We start from the raw sequence: 15,838 nt of genomic DNA, 5'->3' as shown, positions 1-15,838 counted from the left end.
TCTGCAAGATGCAGACGACGCCTTGGTGGTACGCGGTAGTCGCGACGGCGACAGGGGGTTTGCTTACTCTGCTTGCGACCGTATTGACCGCATGGTTGACGAACAAGAACGCGGCAAATAGGCAGATTCGCGAACTAGAGCATCAGCGCGACATGGAGCGGGATAAGCACTTATACGACCGCCGATTAGAGCTTTACGCAGAAGTCATGCCACTAGCCGAAGCGCTCGTTGACGCGATCGAAGAGATGCGCGCCGCATTGGTATTCGGGAAGTTTGCAACGAAGGGAAATCCGAATTATTCCAAGGCCCTCAGTGCGGTAGCCTCATTAAGGAAGCTCTTTCACACGGTCGTCCTGATCAGCACCAATGAGGTAGGAAGTGAAATCTTAGAACTGATGGACGAGGGTGAAAGATCTATCGACGCACTCAAGGAACTTCGAGAAGAAGACCTCGTGGATGAAGACGGCGACCTGAAGGTTGCTGTGCTCCGCTTTGAAGTAGGTCGGCTGATCCGAATCGAAGTCGGCTCTGGCACCCCGGAGGACTACGAGAACGAAGACGAGGACGAGGACGGTGTTGTCGGTACCGAAGACGATCCTCCAGCGACCCAGCCCAGCAAGGCTCCATGAGAGCACAATCGGTCAGGCATCAGGGACTCGAACCCCGGACTTCCCGCTCCCAAAGCGGGCGCTCTGCCAACTGAGCTAGTGCCTGATGAGGTGGAACTGTCGGTGTCGGCCGCTACCCTGCCCGCATGTCGACACCAGACCGGGCCGCGGCCTCCGAGGAGTTGCTGAAGAGGGAGATGGCCGTGCTCACGGCCGAGTTCGCGACCGAACGAGCCTTGGAGAGCCTCCGGCAGGCGGTCAAGGTCGGCCGGACCGCTGAGATCGTCACGTGGGCGAACAACGCGGTCGAGGCCGTCATGGAGGTCGCAGACCTGGTGACCATTCCGGATGAGGGCACCAGCACGTTCGCGACCGTTCGAGACTCGGTGATCAACCGTCTCGACTCAATGACCAGCGCCAATGGCGCCAACGACGCCGAGGGGGTCCTAAGCCGCGGCGAGCTGGTCGCCGACGCCGTGACGAACCTCGCCTCGTTGCTGAAGGAGACCGGCTCGTAGGTGGTGACAGGCCCGCTCAGGGAGCTGCGCGCCGGAGGAACACGCGCTCGACCTGGGCGGACCTGGGTATTGGGTGGATCGGCCGGCTACTGGGCCATCCGTTCGCGGAACAGGGCGGCGACGTCGATGAGCTGGCCCTTCGCCTGTTCCCGCTCGACCTCCAGCCGGACCCGGCGGCGTGCGCCTTCGGAGACCAGCAGGTCGGACAGCGCGCTGTTGACCGCGGTGAGCATCTGGCTCGACGGCTTGCCGGACTTCACCAGGCGGTCGGCGAAGTGCAGCGTGAAGCGGGCGAACTGCCAGTCGCTCGGCTCGTAGAACTGCGCCTGCGCCGAGTTCGTCAGGCTCTCGTAGAAGTCAACGATCATCGGGTGTGGGTCGGGGAAGCCCAGGTCGGGAACCTCGACCGCGCCGGCAGCGGCGATGGTCTCAACGGGCTGCTCGTCCTTGTTACGGCGGACGCGCTGATCAGCGCGCTTCGGTACGGGGCCGCGCGTGCCCATGACAGGCCCCTCTCACGTGGCTGATTGGATATTGTGCGGATGGGTGACTGGCGTGAAATTGGGGAGGAACTGTGGATGCACTGGTCTTGTCGATCGTCATCTACACGTTGGCCGGCACCCTGCTCGCGCTGATTGAAGCGGTAAGGGCATTGGCGAACAACCTGGAGCACCAAGCCCGCAAACGGTCTTGGAGCGAACGGATAGATCCCGCGAAGCAAGTTCTGAAAGAGTGGCTTGACTACGTCGGCCGCGGCGGTGCCGCTGGCTTCGTGGCAAGCAACCTTGTGTGGACCGTTGGCGCGTCGATCGCGTCCTTCGCATCGTGGGGCCAAGTTGTCGGACTTGGCGCCAGCATCGGCACAGCGCTCGGGCAACTCGCTCACATGGTGAAGTTCGTCTGGCAACGAACCGCGAACGCGAGCGCCCCAGGCACGGCCGCCCCACGCCAGGTCCGAGTGCTCTTTGTAGTGATGATGCTGGCTGTGCCGGTGTCATCAGTCCTCGGCGACGTCCTCGGCGACATAGTCCGCTAACAACGATGGTCGAGTCTCATGGTTTAACGGCCTGAAAACCCGTACAGAGCCGGGCAGCCGCATTACGGTCCGATCTGGGAGGCCCCCGAAGGGGTACACCCCCTGGGGGCCAAGCCTAACCCTATTAAGTTCTCGCGTCAGCTTACCAAACCGACAGACTGTCTGTCAATGCAAAAATAGGAATGCGAAACGCGTCTCTAACTGCTGTGCACGTAAGCGCGCTGCTGTATACCCGCGCGTGCCGCGTGCCAGTGCAGCCCTGCACACTGCGCCTACTGCGCGCGTGCGCCCGGGTGTCTACCTGCCGGACGTACACGCAGCGCACGCATACGCGCCAATGCAGAGCGTCCCTCAAAAGCGGACTTCCTAGCGTGGCAATGCGCGCATATCGCGCGCAGATTATCCAGTGAGTGGTTGTCGCCCGGTACCACGTGGTCAACGTCTGTAGCTCGGCCTAAGCAGCCGCTACCCATGAGCTGACATTGGTAGTCGTCTCTTCGGAGAATGGCATTTCTGAGACGCTGCCAGTTCGAAGGAAGGCGACCCTTTCGAGCACTCGAATTCCAAGACAATGAAGCCCCTTATGGGCAACCGCCTTAGCGCGGTTGCCCTAATAGCGCGTTCAGCGCGCCCGAGAACGGCTCTCAATGAGCCGTAGAGCCTCTTTCCGGTACCGACTGAAGTCGGATACCGGGGAAGGAAGGCAGCGCGCCCGAGCGCGCCCTAGGCCGCGTGTGCGCGGCGGCAGCCCTCCCCCCTCTGGTCCCCCCTCCCGGGGTTCCCGCTGGCATAGGTCCAAGGGGTGTCACAACGGCCAGCGCGTGACCAGGCCGCGCCCCGGAGTCCGAGCGCAACCGCTCTACCAGGCAAAACAAACACCAACTGTGACCGCCGACACAGTTGATTGAACTGACAGACCGTCTGCCAGTACGGTTACATATGTCAGGCCAGCCGGGGGACACGGCAGCCGGACAGGAAGGGCGGCAGACCGAAAGGCCAGCCCCCAGGCGCGCGGAACCGGCCCTTCCACTTGGACCTTGATAATCGAATAGGTGTGCAGGCACCTGAACAACAATCACGTGCCCGTAGCAACCGCAGTCAGCGCAATGACCCCGTTTTTCAGGTGAGCGCGTCCATGAATGTGCGAAGACGTTCCGCTAGCCCGGAACCGAGCGGACTGCGAACGCAACGCGGGTGTACCTAGCACAACGTGAATGCTCGGTATCTGAGCACCCCTACGCGGGCGAAAATGTCCGCGTAGGGCTCTGAGGTACCGAACAACTAGGAGAATACATGGAAAAGACAGCGAAGACCCTCGATAGAATCTATAGATACATAACCAAAGCGGCCGACCCCGAAGTTTGGGGAGTTACGAAGTGGGCAAATCTTGCATGGCCCATCGTGGACCTTGCCCATTACGGGGAAATCCTGACCTCGGGGATTACGGAAACCGGATGGTCATCTGTCGAAGATTTGGACAGATACCTTATTGAACACTTCGACGACTACTGCGATTTTGCGTAACAAATACGCGGAGCCTGCCCGATTTGGGGTACGCGGGGGTTCGATTCCCTCGGCAGGCACTTTGTCAGATCCATTCTTGAACTGACAGACGGAAAGGTAAGGCATGACTGCGGGCATCACGCTCACACATGTCTACTCGCCGGACCAGTATTTGCGGGCGGTCAACGCATGGGAACGGCTGGTAGACAACCACCTGACGTCACTAACCGTCGAAGACGGGCGGTGGAGTCGGTACGGCACCGAAGAGATTCCGGTGGACCAGCTCTACGCGCTGATCGTGTCGGACGGGGAAGGTACGAACGACTGGGCGCCGGTAACGCTCACGCTCGCGGAATACTCCGATTACGGAGGGCGCTGCTGTGACGCTGCCAACGTTCGATCACTAGAAGGCACTCCCGGCGTCACGGTTTCCAAGCATGGAATTCACGGGGCTGGGTCTGCCTGGCTCATCCTGGGTGAGCTGCCGGACCTCGAAGACATCGACAACGGAATCGCCATTCTCGAAGCGTTGGCGGACACGTTCGATCGGCTCACTGACTACCCCCTTATCTCCGATGAGGATCACAGTGACTACGTGGTCGAATTGGCGGAAGAGGCATGGGACCAGTGGCTGGGCTCTGACGTGGTGAGCGAGCTTGCCGAACTGGCGGGTTGCGACACCTACGAATTCGACGACTTCGGATACAGCGAAGACGCCATACGTGAAATGTACTACTCGCATGAAGAGCACGAGTGGAACTGTGAAAGCGCTACTTCGGTGGTGAACGCACGCCACGATGACGCGGTTAAATTCATCTTTGAATACATTATTTCCGAATGGTGCAAGCCTTGGATTGACCCCAATCAGCTCACGCTCTGCTGAGTGACCCGATTCGGTGGGGCGCGGCATGTCCGCGCTCACTCCGTGTTTGATCACGAAAGGAAAGCTATGAGTGCATACGATTCCACCGAACTCGGTCTTATCGATCATGTGGTACACCCGCACAGTGGTGACCAAATCGCGTGGTTCGAAACCAATAGTCGCGAAGGCTATTGGGTCATGCGTGCCTATGCGGGCGAGATGACCCCGGATATCGTCGAGTACGACTGTCGCGAAGACGCCGAGAAAGACTTTCGCGAAACCGTCGATTCGTGGCCCGTTTCCTAGTCGTTGTGTTTGCGTGTCAGGCATGGCATTGCGCCTGCCTGGCGCGTTCGGACAACGACTAGCAGAAACGGAAATCATGTCTTCTTATCCATCGATCTATGTCGCGTCGCTTGGCGACTATAACTGTGGTCGTCTACATGGCACGTGGATTGAGCTTGACGTGTACACGCTGACGCTCGACGACGTGATGGAAAAGGTTTCAGCCATGCTGAAGGCTTCGCCGTCCGTTGCCGTTGGCGCTACCGATGTCGCTGAAGAATACGCAGTGCATGACGCTGAAGGCTTCGGGAAGTACGACGTCGGAGAATTCGACAGCATTGAAAGGCTCTATCGGATCGCCGAGCTAATGACAGAGAACGGCGAAGCGTTCTCCGCATGGCTCGCGGAAAAGGGCGACCTCGAAGAGGCTGAAGAGACTTGGGAAGACGCGTACCGCATTACGGTCGACAGTGTCACGTGCTGGGCGTATGAAGACTTCGCCGAGATGCACCCGGAAGCAGCGAAAGCCGCTGACGACCTTCACTATCTCGAATTTGACCCGGACGCATACATCCTGGGTCTTGAGACCGACGGCTACACGTTTCTCGCACTCGCAAACGGAGAGACCGCGATCTTCTGTGAATGATCGGGTCTCAGCCTGCCCACGGTTGGCACGACGCGCGTTCGACTCGCGCGGCAGGCACTCGAAAGACATGAATGAAAGGGACAGTGTGGAAAAATTCAAGAGATTTGGATGCGACGTATGGGAGTGGGGCCACCCCGACACCCGCTGGAAATACCAGGCAATACATCCGTCCAACTCGGGCAGGGTGGCCCTGTGGTGCCTGGCGCCAAGCACGCCTCATTGGCGGCCCGCGTATGAAGAGGCCATCGCTCCCGGGCGCACGGCCGGAGACATCGTGGCGGAACTCCACGAGCGGACCACGGGGGGAAAGCCATGAGGCGAGGAATTGGCGTCCTCCTGGCGGCTCTTTCCATCGCCGTGACGATCGGTGGTGTGGGAGCCCTGAGCCGCTCAGGGCATTGGGAAACCTACTGCTCGCCGGATCTCGCGTCGTGCTGGCAAGAGCTTGACCCGTGGAAGGTGCCGAACGACGCGCCTCAACGTGTTGCGTCCGAGATTCAGGGTGATGACAACGGTGACGGCGTGATCGACGAGGACGAATCCGGCTGGAACTGCCGAACGATGGGAAATCTGATTTGCGGTGACCTGTCGTGACGGAAAGCTTTGATGCCACCGAGGTTCTTGAGGGCGCGCGAGAACTCGCGCTCAGACGTGTCAAAGTCTTCCAAAAGGCGTGCGATCTCGCCGAGTCGGGTGATGTGCACGGCTCTCAAAAGCTCTTCGAGCAAGCGGAAAACATGATTGAAAGCATCGTCGGGAACTACGAGAGCCTTGACGAAGAGTTGAGCAACGGCGGCGACCTTCCAGCTCAATGGGTCGTTTCCCGGATTTAGTTCAGCAGCCTGCCCAGGTGGCGTAGCGCGCGTTCAAGTCGTGCGGCAGGCACTTCGCAACACCTTCGATAGGAGAGCCATGACTTCACTAGAGGCGTACCCGTGTGCCTACTGCGGTTTCTTGACCGCCGTTGTGAAAGCGGCGGCGGGACCGTGGCGCTGGCCGAAACGCGGAGTGGTAGTGAACTGTAAGAAATGCGCCGGATACGTCCGGTGCCCCGAAGGGAACCACGACTGGGATGCAGGCGAAACCGGCAGCTCGAAAGACCGGACGTGCCCCTACCACGACGGGTCCGCATGGGATTTGGACGACCATACGCATCGACCGGACAACGTCCCGGAACCAGGAGACCGCTGTAAGGACTGCGGCGCAGAGATCGTGTGGACGGGGCCGGGGATGCACGACTGGCAGCGAGCTGGATGACTCACGTTCCCGGAGAAAGCTTTGGTCTATCGGCGCGTGACGGTCTCCACGACAGCGGAGCCCGGTTCGAGTCCGGGACGCGCACTCGGAAACAGAGATGAAACCAGAAAGGCATGAGTAGCTGCATGGAAAACTCTGGATATTCGCTGGAGCGCGGCAAAGGCGAGTGGGTTCACGCTTACGTGCTCCTAGATGGAGAGAAGATCGGATGGTACTGGGAAGACAAGCTCTCCAATGGATTCGCGGCGTTTAGATACGACCGGGACAAACCGCTAGCCCGTCCGAAAACCGAACGAACCTGCATCTTGAAGATCACGGGCGGGGAGTGGAGCGGACCGGATCAAAATGTGACCAGAAAGGGATAAGACGTTGCATTTGAGTGCTGGGCAGGCCGGGCCTGTTCGGTGCTTTCCTTCAACGGACAACCTCACACCAGTAGAAAGGATTGAGCATGAAGTTCAAGGTATTCGACAAGTACGGCAAGGAGCTGGAGAAGAACCAGCAGCTCACGGACTTCCGCGGGGACGTGTGGTTCTACGAGTCATGCACCCATCCCCGCAAGGTCAACGTCTATCAGGGCGACCCCAACGGCATCTACCCGGAGAAGTTCTCGGGTGAGTACTACCCCGAGGTCTTCGACCTCCAGATCGTCGAGGACGGCGCCGAGCCCGAGCTGGTAACCGTCGACTGGTTCGAACAGGCCACCACCGACTACCGCCTGAGCCTGCACCCGAGCCTGCTGAAGCAGGCGCTCACCGAGATATTCGAGAACGACGAGCGACTTCAGGGCCAGGTCACCAGCGCGACGGCTGCGGAACTGGTCCAGATCGCCCGGAAGTACGCGCGAGACCTGCTGGACTTTCTCGGCGAGAACCGCGAGCACGCCCTTCGAGCCGGGTTCGAGAGCCACGACAGCGGCATCGATGACATCCGGGCCGGTCTGTAACGCGGAAAGGCTTGGCACGCAACGGTTCCCTTTTCGGGTGTGGGTTCGATTCCCCAGCGTGCGCTCTGTACACGGAAGAAAGGTTTCAGCCATGAAGAAGGACTTCGGAGACATGATCCCGCTCGCGCCGGACTTCGCCGCAGAGCGGTTCACCGAGGTGTTCACGAACGGCCTCCTGGCGCGCCACCTCGGGACCTACTTCACCTGCGCCGAGGTCAACCACATCGCGGACGTACTGCACTCCAACGGGTCGGCGGAGGGTGCCCAGCTCTGGCTCAACGCCCACTTCTGGGAGTGCGACGAAATCTCCGGGCACGACGTCTACTTGGCCAGCGTCTTCGAGCTGCCGGAGAAGAGCGCTGCCTGACCCGAGAGCACCAGCGCGTGACGGTCCCCGCGAGGGCGGAGCCCGGTTCGATTCCGGGACGCGCACGTAAACGCAAGCGAGAGCAGAAAGGACGGTTCGGTGTTCAAAGGCACGCGGACGTCAGCCGTGAAATCGACCCAGAAGACCGCGCTGGCCGCGTTCTTGAAGCTGTTCACCCTCGACTCGGAAGAAGAGTATGTCGAGGTTGGTGAACGCCTCACGTGCGAGGAGGCCGAGGCGCTGGCCGCCCTCTTCGGCGCACACGGGCACCTGACCACGGCCCAGGTCTGGCTCGAAGCACATGAGACCGACTGCATGGGACCCATCGGCAGGCACTTGACCATCTACGACCATACGCAGATCGGGATCTTCCAGGACGTGTAGGGCGCAACAGGAGCGTGTGACGGTCGCCCCAGGGCCTCGGTTCGATTCCGAGACACGCACGCAGCACACAACAACCGGAGAAAGGTTTGAGAAAGTATGAGCTTGCTCAGAATGAATTGGGCTCTGACTGCCGAGATCGAGTACGAGGCTTTCGTTGATACGGAGGTTGCGCGGAAAGCCCTGGCTGATTACCTCGAATGGGAGCCGGAGTCCGCAGCGGAGATGACGGCTGACGAGCTGAGCGAGGTGGCGTTGGCGCACGCGGATGCGCTCGACGTCGTCCTGGCGGATCTTGAAGCCGACGCTCCGGAAGTTGACTTCGGTGTCTTCGAGCGCAGGGTGGTCACCGCACGGCCGGTTCTCCGGCCTGTGCCGAGCGCGGACAAGTCGGTGGCTCAGGGTGAAGCCGTCGCCTAGCTAGCGACAGCCCGTCGCGGAGCCGAGCTGGCGGACTGGGATCGGCCGACGTGCTTCCCAGCCCGCCGGCCGCGGTTCGCCCGTTCGGCGTAAGCACCTGCTTACGCCGAACTACGTCTAGTCCTAAAGTCGACGTGACCAGCAACTTTGTGCTTACTGGAGGGTAGGGTTACGAGTACGTATCGACGCCCATAAAGGCTTGACGTGGGTGAATGATCTTCGGGTTTACTGGCGACCGGGCTTCTGTGCTCGGTCGCGCAGGGCCAGGGGAGGATGCGTCGTGAACTATCCGCGAGTGCGGGCCGACCACTTCGGCACCCGGTACGCCAACGCGAGCGGCCAGGGGCTTTGTGGCATCGGCGAGGGGAAAGGTTTGGTCCGATCATGGACCGCTTCCGTTAGCCTTCACGGCGCGACCGTTCGGATCGAAGCTACCGCGAGCCGGACGCGAAAGGTTTGGTGTCCAGCCGGTCGGCGGTCCGCCATCAAGGCTTGACTCACAGGCTGGATGCCCGCCCGAAAAATTCGGAAGATCCTGTAACGCATCTACGGCTAGAACAGATGTTCGACCTAGAGGCTTGGGCGACCCTGGTCGAGTCCCCTGAGAGTCACCGCCTACACGACTGACGACAACCTGGAGAAGTCATGCCGCCTTGATCCGCCATGAGCCTCGATGGGGTTGGGTGGCACTTGCGACTTCGATCTGCGTGAATCCGTAGTTTGACAGGCAGACAGTCTGCCAGTACAGTCTTCCCCCTGAGGTGGTGAAACATGCCTAGGAAAGCGGCGCACAACTTGACGCCACAACTAATCGACGAGCTACGAATCAAGGGCTTTACGCAGGCGGAAATAGCCGAAATGCACGGCGTGTCCAAAGGGACAGTCACCTACGTAAAGCAGCAGGGAAAGACATTTCATAAAACCCCGAGAGAGGAGGCGCAGGAACACTTCCCGATCAAGAACGTACCGCGCGCCCTTCAGCGCAACACTACCTATCAGCGCGTCACCGACCACATTGAGAATTCCCTGATTGGCGATAAGGGAATGTCGGAGCGTCAAGTCAAGCTCCTCAAGGCTTGGCACAAGAAGCTTCGCGATCTCAAGCTCATCGTGGTCTACGACCCAGAAATTCCACCCAACATCCACGCCAAGTCGGGTGGGTGGAGCTATGAAACACGCGAACAGCGTGACGGTGATCTTATTATTCGGATTAACGACTACGTATCCCTCACCGATAAGGCGCGTGAGCTGCTTCGGATTCCCGGGGAAGACTAGGTATCAACGCCAGGTAAAGGAACTGGCGAGATACCTACGTCCTCGGGGAGGGGACTTTGGGAGAAACGCTGTGGCGGAAAGAAAGGCGCTAGAGGTAGATGACCTCCCGTACATTGGTGCATGGAGCAAACCGATGGACACTGGGGACATCCTCGGCGTGTATCGGAGTGTGGTTGTCCGGGAGGACGGCCCGCTCTTCGTTGAAGTTCGTCGGTTGCTGGCCGCGCGCTGCTCGGTCAAAGGTATCTCTGAATGGCACGACGATGAGGACATGGCGGGAGGCCGCGCGGAGAATGCGACCTACGTCCTGTGGAACGAATGCCCAGGGGCTCGCATCGTGCACGATTGCATGGACGCGTTCGTCCCGCAATGCCGGAGCACGGAACCGACCGACTGTCCGGACAGCGAGCAGGTGAGCGACCCTGCCTAGCCATCGCTCGGTCAGCCAGTACAAGGACTACGTCTCGTGTCCCCAGAAGTACTTCCTGCAAAGGATTGAGCGCGCCTGGGAGCGTCCTGCGGCCTGGCTGCCGCAAGGAACCGCCGTGCATGAAGCCGCGGAGGCATGGGAGCGGTCTGAACGGACGATGACGTTGGAGACGGCGCAGCAGGTCTTCGCCGAGGCATACGCCCGTGAGGTGAACAAGCTCTGCGAGGGCAGCCCGAACTTCCGCGTGTGGTTCCGCTCAGGGCCGTACGACGGAGAACAGGACGTCGAACGACGGTTCCTGCTCGGCCTGGAGCAGATCCGCCGCTACGTCGAGTACTACATGGAGAAGCATCCGGAAGAGGTCATCTGGATCACTCCCGAGGGCACGCTGGCCATCGAGCTGAAGTTCGAGGCCAACTTCGGCGGAGTCGACGTCCGCGGATACATCGACCAGGTCACCACCGTGGCCTCCGATGTCGCCTCGGGACTCTCGCGGATGGACACGGCGCTCACGGTCAGGGACATCAAGTCGGGTAACACTCCCGGCGACGACTTCCAGTTGGCTACCTACGCCCGAGCACTGGAGCAGCAGTACGACGTCGAGATTTCCTTCGGCGACTACTGGATGGGGCGGTCGGGAAAGCCGACGATTCCGTACGCGCTGGACTACTGGACAGCCGAAAGGCTTGGCGACGAGTACGCCCGCGTCGACGAGGGGATCAAGGGCGAGAGCTTTGACCCTATCCCCGAGATGTCGAAGTGTCGTTTTTGCTCAGTGGCCTCTGCCTGCGATTTTGCTGCCTAAATTTGAACAGACAGACAATCTGTCAGTACGGAGGTTGACTCTGCACAGCTTGATGCAATCGAAGCGGGTCCGCGGTTCGGCCGGCGAGCCGCTGCCGGTCGTGTTCGACAGCCTGGCGAGCCGGGGTACTTCGTTCCTGCGCGGCCAGCTCGCGCTCGTGGCGGCGGGACCGGGAACGGGGAAGAGTGCGTTCACGCTGACGCTGGCGCTGAAGGCCCGCGTGCCGTGTCTCTACTTCAGCGCGGACAGCGATGCCTTCGTTCAGCTCACCCGAGCTATCAGCATCCTGACCGGCTGGTCACTGGCGGCTTCGTCGGAGGCTGTGCTGAACGACGACCTGGGGCCGATCACCGAGGCCCTGACCGGCCTGCCGATCCGGTTCAACTACGCGGCGTCCCCGACGCTGCCCGACCTTGAACGGACGATCGAGGCATACGAGGAGGTCTACGGCGACTACCCCGAGCTGATCGTGGTGGACAACGTGACCAACGTCCGGGCGGGCATGTCTGATGACGACGGCGATCCGTTCGCCGGTCTCGAAGGGCTGATGGATTACCTGCACACGATGGCCCGGGAGACCGAAGCGTGTGTAGTCGGGCTTCACCACGTGACCGGTCAGTTCAACGACTCGAACAAGGCCATCCCGCTCAGCGGGGTCAAGGGGCAGATCAGCCGCGTACCCGAGCTGGTGCTGACCCTGCACAAGCGGCCTGGCGATGACTTCGTGCCCGACCTGCTGTGCGTCAGCACGGTGAAGAACCGCGGAGGCCGCAGCGATGCGAGCGGACAGGACTACGCCGAGCTTGAGTTCATCGGCGACCAGATGGCCATCCGCGATCCGAGCGTGAACACCTTCGCCGCGTCGGGCTCCACGCAGCCCTCGGCCGCCGCTCGCGAAGTCGATCTGTTCGCCCCCGCATGAGAGGAGGAGAGTGACCAAACCCCGCAAGCTGGCCGTGCCGAACGGCCGAGCTGTCAAAGCCCGCGGACGCAACTGGGAGAACGCCGTTGTCACGTTCTGCTGCAGCGTGATCGGCTGGCCCCGGGCGAAACGCAACGGCGCGGTGTACGGCGGCCATGATCGTGGCGACATCGGTGAGATACCGATGACGATCCAGTGCAAGGCAGTGGAGAGAGTCCAGATGTGGCCCCACCTCGACGACGCACTGGAACAGGCCGGGCACAACGGAACCGAGGACGAAACAGCCGTGGTCTACAAGCGACACGGCGGCCAGGTCAGTGACGCGGCTTGGGTACTGCCCGGCAGCTTCGCCGCCCGGCTCCTGCGCGCCTACTACGGCACACCATGACCACGGCGCCTGCCATCGCGGCCGTGATCCAGCAGTACTTCCCCGACTGGGAACAGCCGGCCGACCGACACGAGTGGAACAAGTGCCGCTGCCCCTGGCATGGGGACGACCGCGCGTCCGCGAGCGTGAGCTACGAGCACGCCGCCTTCAAGTGCCACGGCTGCGGCGTCAAGGGCGACGTCATCGCACTGATCAAACGAGAGGAGGGCATTGCCTATGGCGAGGCAGTCAGACGCGCGGAAGACATTCTTGGCCGAAGCCACATTCCGGTACCGGGAAAGTCTTCCCGGAAGCGCAGCCGAAGAGTTTTTGGCGACACGCGGTCTGATGGCCCCGAGCATCGCAACGGAAGTCGGCCGCTTCCGCCTTGGCTACGTCGCTGACCCCGTCGTCGGCCACGAGTCCTACCGCGGAATGCTCGCGATTCCGTACCTGCGCTGGGCTCCCGGCGGCAAATGGTCCGTCATCAGCCTCCGGTTCCGATGCATCACCCCGGACTGCAAGCACGAGTACCACGGCAAGTACAACACCCTACCCGGCGACCGGCCGAGGATGTACAACACGATCGCGCTCGCCCAGAACGACGACACGATCGGCATCTGCGAAGGCGAGATCGACGCCATCACCGCAACCGCCTGCGGTATCCCCTCGGTGGGAATCCCCGGCGTTGAAGCCTGGGCCAAGCACTTCCGCGAGCCGTTCCTGGGCTACGAGAAGGTCTTCATCTTTGCCGACAACGACGACAACGGCCAAGGCAAGTCCTTCGCGAAGAAGCTCGCCAGCGACCTGCCGAACGCGCTCGTCGTCCCCGCGATGGAAGGCGAGGACGTGAACTCGATGGTCGTCAAGCACGGCAAGTCCGCACTGACAGAAAGAGTTGCATGACAAGCACTTACGCACTCGACGCCTTCGACGGCGACGACGAGTGCTTCGTACCCGAGCCCGGCATGACCGCCGAAGAACTTGCTCAGTACTCCCGTGAGTTCATCGACCGCTGTGCCTCCCGCGTCATCGGCGTAGGCAAGGAGCAGTACTCCGGTGAGCTTCACCAGAAGTTCGAGGCGCAGTCACTCGAAGACCTCATCGAGTACGCGCTGGAAGAGCTGGAGGACAACGCGAACTACTCGGCGATGATCCACATTAGACTCCGCCGAATCCAGAAGGCACTGAGGAACCATCTGTGACGAAGAAGATCGTTGTCATCAGCGATACCCAGATGCCCTACGAGGACCGGAAAGCTACAAAAGCGGTCCTTCGCTTCATCGCCGAATACCAACCTGACGAAGTGGTCCAGATCGGCGACCTGATGGACTTCCCACAGCCTTCCCGCTGGAGCAAGGGCAGTGCCGCCGAGTACGAGGGATCGGTGTTCGAGGATGCCGCGTATGCGAAGAAGAACTTCCTGACGCCCTTGCGGGAGAGCTACGACGGACCGGTTGGAGTGATCGAGGGCAACCACGACCTTCGACCGCGGACCTACTTGTCCAAGTATGCGCCCGCTTTGGCCGAGAGCGGGGCCTTCAGCATGGAAGCCCTACTGGACTTCGACGGCTTCGGGATCACCAGACTGCCCGACTTCTACGGGTTCGCAGCGAACTGGGTCATGACGCACGGGCACCTGGGCAAGATCTCGCTCAGCCGCATCGCGGGCAACACTGCGCTCGGTGCCGCGAAGAAAATGGGCGTGTCGGTCATCATGGGGCACACGCACCGGCTCGGCATCGGGCACCACTCCACTGGCTACGGCGGCGAGATCAAGAAGACTGTGACCGGAGTCGAGGTCGGCAACCTCATGGACATGCGGCAGGCCAAGTACCTCGAAGGCGGGACAGCCGACTGGCAGCAGGGTTTCGCGATCGCGCATGTCGACGGCCAGCACGTCCGGACGGAGATCATTCCCATTCAGGCCCGGAAATTCAGCGTCGAGGGCGCCGTCTTCTCGGTCTGATTTTGAACTGACAGACGAAGTGGAGAGCAGTGACAGAACGAGGCGCGGCGCTGCTCGCGCTCATGCCGATCGTCCAGAAGGCCGCTCGCATTACCGCTCTGGAGTGGCCCAACGTCATCGACGCGGAGGACGCCGAGCAAGAGATAGTCCTCTCGCTGCTGGCTGACAGCTACGCCACGACGGTCGCCGAGCTGGACGATGCGGCCCGGCTCCGGGTCCTGGTCAAGATCGGTGGCCACGTCGCCGCCCGCTATCGAGGCGACTACGAGACCTTCAGCGGGAATGTCCTCTACTCGACGAAGGAAGTCCGTCGGCTGCTCGACGGCGGTGCGCTGAACGAGCGCGGTAGCAAGTTCGACGCCGGACGAGCGGACGTGGTCGCCGCCTTCGTCAGCTTGCCGGCCGACTACCAGAACGCGCTCCGCAAGCGGTACGTCGTCCGCGGTGGGCAGACCGAAGCTCGGGCGCGCAAACAACTCCAGCGTGCGGTCGACGCACTGACCGAGCTGATGAACCGAGCGGTCCGCAGGACCACGCGCGAGCACGACGACGGTCCCGGGTCCCGCACGGCCATCTCCAACGAGGAAGCGCGGCGCCTGTCGCGTCAGCACTCGTAGGAGGTGAAAGCCATGTACGACAACGACTACGAGCCGGACTTTGACGACTACGAGTACCAGCAGCGAATCCACGAGAACGCGGCCTCGCCGCGCTGAGCCAGGAGAACTCATGACCTTCGATCCTTTCGCCGACGCGCCCGCGGACTCGGCTCCGGCCGACGAAGCGCAGACCACCACCACAAGTCCTTGGGAGGACAACCAGGTGCCCAGCACCCCGCCCGCCACTGACCAATCCGGCGCCAACCGTGTCCGCATCACCCTCAAGGGCGGCACGGACTACGACTCGCCGTGGGTGACCATCGACGGCGTCAACGTCCCGGACGCGCTCAACCAGATCACCGGAGCCAACGCCGAACCGCTGAAGGATCTGCTCGACCAGGCGGCCAAGGTCGGTAGCTACTTCTCCAGCAAGTCCACCGGCGCTGCCGTGAGTAGCGGCCAGAGCGCGCAGCGGGGCAAGCCCGCCGCAGCCATCGAAGCCCCGAACGGCGAGGAACGCTTCTGCAAGCACGGCCAGATGGTGTGGAAGTCCGGCACCTCGGCCAAGGGCAACGCCTACAAGGGCTTCTTCTGCTCCGCGACCAGCCGCAACGAACAGTGCAAGCCGGAGTTCGTCAAGTAACT

Annotated in this window: 25 protein-coding genes and 1 tRNA gene; 23 read left to right on the top strand and 3 right to left on the bottom strand. The window is 61.5% G+C overall.

What is annotated here, in order from left to right:
• Positions 1 to 8: 8 nt before the first annotated feature.
• Positions 9 to 629, top strand: a complete 621-nt coding sequence (locus tag ABD256_RS02180; RefSeq protein ID WP_344412773.1) for a hypothetical protein — start codon at positions 9 to 11, stop codon at positions 627 to 629.
• 11 nt (positions 630 to 640) lie between these two features.
• Here the strand turns inward: ABD256_RS02180 and ABD256_RS02175 are convergent.
• Positions 641 to 715 (bottom strand) — tRNA-Pro (locus ABD256_RS02175).
• Between the two features lie 39 nt (positions 716 to 754).
• On the opposite strand from ABD256_RS02175, the gene ABD256_RS02170 reads away from it, so the two are divergent.
• Positions 755 to 1,126, top strand: coding sequence for a hypothetical protein (locus ABD256_RS02170; RefSeq protein ID WP_344412772.1), 372 nt, complete (start codon positions 755 to 757; stop codon positions 1,124 to 1,126).
• An 86-nt stretch (positions 1,127 to 1,212) separates the two neighbouring features.
• Here the strand turns inward: ABD256_RS02170 and ABD256_RS02165 are convergent, their stop codons facing one another.
• The gene (locus ABD256_RS02165) at positions 1,213 to 1,629 is read right to left on the bottom strand and encodes a phage terminase small subunit (protein ID WP_344412770.1); all 417 of its coding nucleotides are present in this window, start codon (positions 1,627 to 1,629) and stop codon (positions 1,213 to 1,215) included.
• 71 nt (positions 1,630 to 1,700) lie between these two features.
• On the opposite strand from ABD256_RS02165, the gene ABD256_RS02160 reads away from it, so the two are divergent.
• Positions 1,701 to 2,162, top strand: a complete 462-nt coding sequence (locus ABD256_RS02160) for a hypothetical protein (protein ID WP_344412768.1) — start codon at positions 1,701 to 1,703, stop codon at positions 2,160 to 2,162.
• 272 nt (positions 2,163 to 2,434) lie between these two features.
• Here the strand turns inward: ABD256_RS02160 and ABD256_RS44330 are convergent, their stop codons facing one another.
• Entirely contained in the window at positions 2,435 to 2,635 is a 201-nt protein-coding gene (locus tag ABD256_RS44330; RefSeq protein ID WP_425546363.1) for an HNH endonuclease signature motif containing protein, read from the bottom strand.
• 1,154 nt (positions 2,636 to 3,789) lie between these two features.
• Here ABD256_RS44330 and ABD256_RS02155 point away from each other — a divergent pair.
• The 20 genes from ABD256_RS02155 to ABD256_RS02060 all read left to right on the top strand — a co-directional run bounded on the left by ABD256_RS02155 (position 3,790) and on the right by ABD256_RS02060 (position 15,836).
• Complete coding sequence (locus ABD256_RS02155; protein ID WP_344412766.1) at positions 3,790 to 4,548, top strand: hypothetical protein; 759 nt, start codon at positions 3,790 to 3,792, stop codon at positions 4,546 to 4,548.
• 66 nt (positions 4,549 to 4,614) lie between these two features.
• The gene (locus ABD256_RS02150) at positions 4,615 to 4,833 is read left to right on the top strand and encodes a hypothetical protein (RefSeq protein ID WP_344412764.1); all 219 of its coding nucleotides are present in this window, start codon (positions 4,615 to 4,617) and stop codon (positions 4,831 to 4,833) included.
• 22 nt (positions 4,834 to 4,855) lie between these two features.
• The gene (locus ABD256_RS02145) at positions 4,856 to 5,458 is read left to right on the top strand and encodes an antirestriction protein ArdA (protein WP_344412762.1); all 603 of its coding nucleotides are present in this window, start codon (positions 4,856 to 4,858) and stop codon (positions 5,456 to 5,458) included.
• Positions 5,459 to 5,770: 312 nt separating this feature from the next.
• Positions 5,771 to 6,052: a hypothetical protein gene (locus ABD256_RS02140; RefSeq protein ID WP_344412760.1), complete on the top strand. Its 282-nt coding sequence runs from the start codon at positions 5,771 to 5,773 to the stop codon at positions 6,050 to 6,052.
• Positions 6,049 to 6,291, top strand: coding sequence for a hypothetical protein (locus ABD256_RS02135; protein ID WP_344412758.1), 243 nt, complete (start codon positions 6,049 to 6,051; stop codon positions 6,289 to 6,291). Before ABD256_RS02140 ends, ABD256_RS02135 begins: the two co-directional genes overlap by 4 nt.
• Before the next feature lie 875 nt (positions 6,292 to 7,166).
• A complete protein-coding gene (locus ABD256_RS02130) occupies positions 7,167 to 7,661 on the top strand; it encodes a hypothetical protein (RefSeq protein WP_344412756.1) in 495 nt (164 codons plus the stop codon).
• Between the two features lie 91 nt (positions 7,662 to 7,752).
• Complete coding sequence (locus ABD256_RS02125) at positions 7,753 to 8,028, top strand: hypothetical protein (protein WP_344412754.1); 276 nt, start codon at positions 7,753 to 7,755, stop codon at positions 8,026 to 8,028.
• A 99-nt stretch (positions 8,029 to 8,127) separates the two neighbouring features.
• A complete protein-coding gene (locus tag ABD256_RS02120) occupies positions 8,128 to 8,412 on the top strand; it encodes a hypothetical protein (RefSeq protein WP_344412752.1) in 285 nt (94 codons plus the stop codon).
• A 96-nt stretch (positions 8,413 to 8,508) separates the two neighbouring features.
• A complete protein-coding gene (locus ABD256_RS02115) occupies positions 8,509 to 8,829 on the top strand; it encodes a hypothetical protein (RefSeq protein WP_344412750.1) in 321 nt (106 codons plus the stop codon).
• A gap of 771 nt (positions 8,830 to 9,600) precedes the next feature.
• Positions 9,601 to 10,104 carry a hypothetical protein gene (locus ABD256_RS02110; RefSeq protein WP_344412748.1) on the top strand — a complete coding sequence of 168 codons (504 nt, stop codon included), beginning with the start codon at positions 9,601 to 9,603 and terminating at the stop codon, positions 10,102 to 10,104.
• A gap of 133 nt (positions 10,105 to 10,237) precedes the next feature.
• Positions 10,238 to 10,534 carry a hypothetical protein gene (locus ABD256_RS02105; protein ID WP_344412746.1) on the top strand — a complete coding sequence of 99 codons (297 nt, stop codon included), beginning with the start codon at positions 10,238 to 10,240 and terminating at the stop codon, positions 10,532 to 10,534.
• Positions 10,527 to 11,339 carry a RecB family exonuclease gene (locus tag ABD256_RS02100; RefSeq protein WP_344413459.1) on the top strand — a complete coding sequence of 271 codons (813 nt, stop codon included), beginning with the start codon at positions 10,527 to 10,529 and terminating at the stop codon, positions 11,337 to 11,339. Before ABD256_RS02105 ends, ABD256_RS02100 begins: the two co-directional genes overlap by 8 nt.
• Positions 11,340 to 11,391: 52 nt before the next feature.
• On the top strand, positions 11,392 to 12,261 hold the full coding sequence (locus ABD256_RS02095) for an AAA family ATPase (RefSeq protein WP_344412744.1): 870 nt from the start codon (positions 11,392 to 11,394) through the stop codon (positions 12,259 to 12,261).
• Positions 12,262 to 12,271: 10 nt separating this feature from the next.
• Positions 12,272 to 12,649, top strand: a complete 378-nt coding sequence (locus ABD256_RS02090) for a hypothetical protein (RefSeq protein ID WP_344412742.1) — start codon at positions 12,272 to 12,274, stop codon at positions 12,647 to 12,649.
• Complete coding sequence (locus ABD256_RS02085) at positions 12,646 to 13,032, top strand: CHC2 zinc finger domain-containing protein (protein WP_344412740.1); 387 nt, start codon at positions 12,646 to 12,648, stop codon at positions 13,030 to 13,032. The genes ABD256_RS02090 and ABD256_RS02085 overlap by 4 nt, the downstream gene beginning before the upstream one ends.
• On the top strand, positions 12,977 to 13,534 hold the full coding sequence (locus ABD256_RS02080) for a toprim domain-containing protein (RefSeq protein ID WP_344412738.1): 558 nt from the start codon (positions 12,977 to 12,979) through the stop codon (positions 13,532 to 13,534). The genes ABD256_RS02085 and ABD256_RS02080 overlap by 56 nt, the downstream gene beginning before the upstream one ends.
• On the top strand, positions 13,531 to 13,833 hold the full coding sequence (locus tag ABD256_RS02075) for a hypothetical protein (RefSeq protein ID WP_344412736.1): 303 nt from the start codon (positions 13,531 to 13,533) through the stop codon (positions 13,831 to 13,833). Before ABD256_RS02080 ends, ABD256_RS02075 begins: the two co-directional genes overlap by 4 nt.
• Positions 13,830 to 14,597, top strand: coding sequence for a metallophosphoesterase (locus tag ABD256_RS02070; protein ID WP_344412734.1), 768 nt, complete (start codon positions 13,830 to 13,832; stop codon positions 14,595 to 14,597). The genes ABD256_RS02075 and ABD256_RS02070 overlap by 4 nt, the downstream gene beginning before the upstream one ends.
• A gap of 29 nt (positions 14,598 to 14,626) precedes the next feature.
• Positions 14,627 to 15,214 (top strand): hypothetical protein, encoded by a 588-nt coding sequence (locus ABD256_RS02065; protein WP_344412732.1) that lies wholly within the window; start codon positions 14,627 to 14,629, stop codon positions 15,212 to 15,214.
• Between the two features lie 109 nt (positions 15,215 to 15,323).
• Positions 15,324 to 15,836 (top strand): hypothetical protein, encoded by a 513-nt coding sequence (locus ABD256_RS02060; protein WP_344412730.1) that lies wholly within the window; start codon positions 15,324 to 15,326, stop codon positions 15,834 to 15,836.
• Positions 15,837 to 15,838 lie beyond the last annotated feature (2 nt).

It is taken from the genome of Amycolatopsis minnesotensis, assembly GCF_039529815.1.
GTDB lineage: Bacteria > Actinomycetota > Actinomycetes > Mycobacteriales > Pseudonocardiaceae > Amycolatopsis > Amycolatopsis minnesotensis.
Note: the sequence above shows the minus strand (reverse complement) of the source record. Positions and strands in the feature narration are given on the sequence as shown.

What these genes read in the sequence shown, in the direction of transcription:
- ABD256_RS02110 (WP_344412748.1), top strand. Translation starts at nt 9,601, where the DNA reads ATGCCTAGGAAAGCGGCGCACAACTTGACGCCACAACTAATCGACGAG.
- ABD256_RS02165 (WP_344412770.1), bottom strand. Translation starts at nt 1,629, where the DNA reads ATGGGCACGCGCGGCCCCGTACCGAAGCGCGCTGATCAGCGCGTCCGC.
- ABD256_RS02085 (WP_344412740.1), top strand. Translation starts at nt 12,646, where the DNA reads ATGACCACGGCGCCTGCCATCGCGGCCGTGATCCAGCAGTACTTCCCC.
- ABD256_RS44330 (WP_425546363.1), bottom strand. Translation starts at nt 2,635, where the DNA reads ATGGGTAGCGGCTGCTTAGGCCGAGCTACAGACGTTGACCACGTGGTA.
- ABD256_RS02105 (WP_344412746.1), top strand. Translation starts at nt 10,238, where the DNA reads ATGGACACTGGGGACATCCTCGGCGTGTATCGGAGTGTGGTTGTCCGG.
- ABD256_RS02155 (WP_344412766.1), top strand. Translation starts at nt 3,790, where the DNA reads ATGACTGCGGGCATCACGCTCACACATGTCTACTCGCCGGACCAGTAT.
- ABD256_RS02060 (WP_344412730.1), top strand. Translation starts at nt 15,324, where the DNA reads ATGACCTTCGATCCTTTCGCCGACGCGCCCGCGGACTCGGCTCCGGCC.
- ABD256_RS02095 (WP_344412744.1), top strand. Translation starts at nt 11,392, where the DNA reads ATGCAATCGAAGCGGGTCCGCGGTTCGGCCGGCGAGCCGCTGCCGGTC.
- ABD256_RS02125 (WP_344412754.1), top strand. Translation starts at nt 7,753, where the DNA reads ATGAAGAAGGACTTCGGAGACATGATCCCGCTCGCGCCGGACTTCGCC.
- ABD256_RS02180 (WP_344412773.1), top strand. Translation starts at nt 9, where the DNA reads ATGCAGACGACGCCTTGGTGGTACGCGGTAGTCGCGACGGCGACAGGG.
- ABD256_RS02115 (WP_344412750.1), top strand. Translation starts at nt 8,509, where the DNA reads ATGAGCTTGCTCAGAATGAATTGGGCTCTGACTGCCGAGATCGAGTAC.
- ABD256_RS02145 (WP_344412762.1), top strand. Translation starts at nt 4,856, where the DNA reads ATGGCATTGCGCCTGCCTGGCGCGTTCGGACAACGACTAGCAGAAACG.
- ABD256_RS02075 (WP_344412736.1), top strand. Translation starts at nt 13,531, where the DNA reads ATGACAAGCACTTACGCACTCGACGCCTTCGACGGCGACGACGAGTGC.
- ABD256_RS02140 (WP_344412760.1), top strand. Translation starts at nt 5,771, where the DNA reads ATGAGGCGAGGAATTGGCGTCCTCCTGGCGGCTCTTTCCATCGCCGTG.
- ABD256_RS02150 (WP_344412764.1), top strand. Translation starts at nt 4,615, where the DNA reads ATGAGTGCATACGATTCCACCGAACTCGGTCTTATCGATCATGTGGTA.
- ABD256_RS02130 (WP_344412756.1), top strand. Translation starts at nt 7,167, where the DNA reads ATGAAGTTCAAGGTATTCGACAAGTACGGCAAGGAGCTGGAGAAGAAC.
- ABD256_RS02080 (WP_344412738.1), top strand. Translation starts at nt 12,977, where the DNA reads ATGGCCCCGAGCATCGCAACGGAAGTCGGCCGCTTCCGCCTTGGCTAC.
- ABD256_RS02170 (WP_344412772.1), top strand. Translation starts at nt 755, where the DNA reads ATGTCGACACCAGACCGGGCCGCGGCCTCCGAGGAGTTGCTGAAGAGG.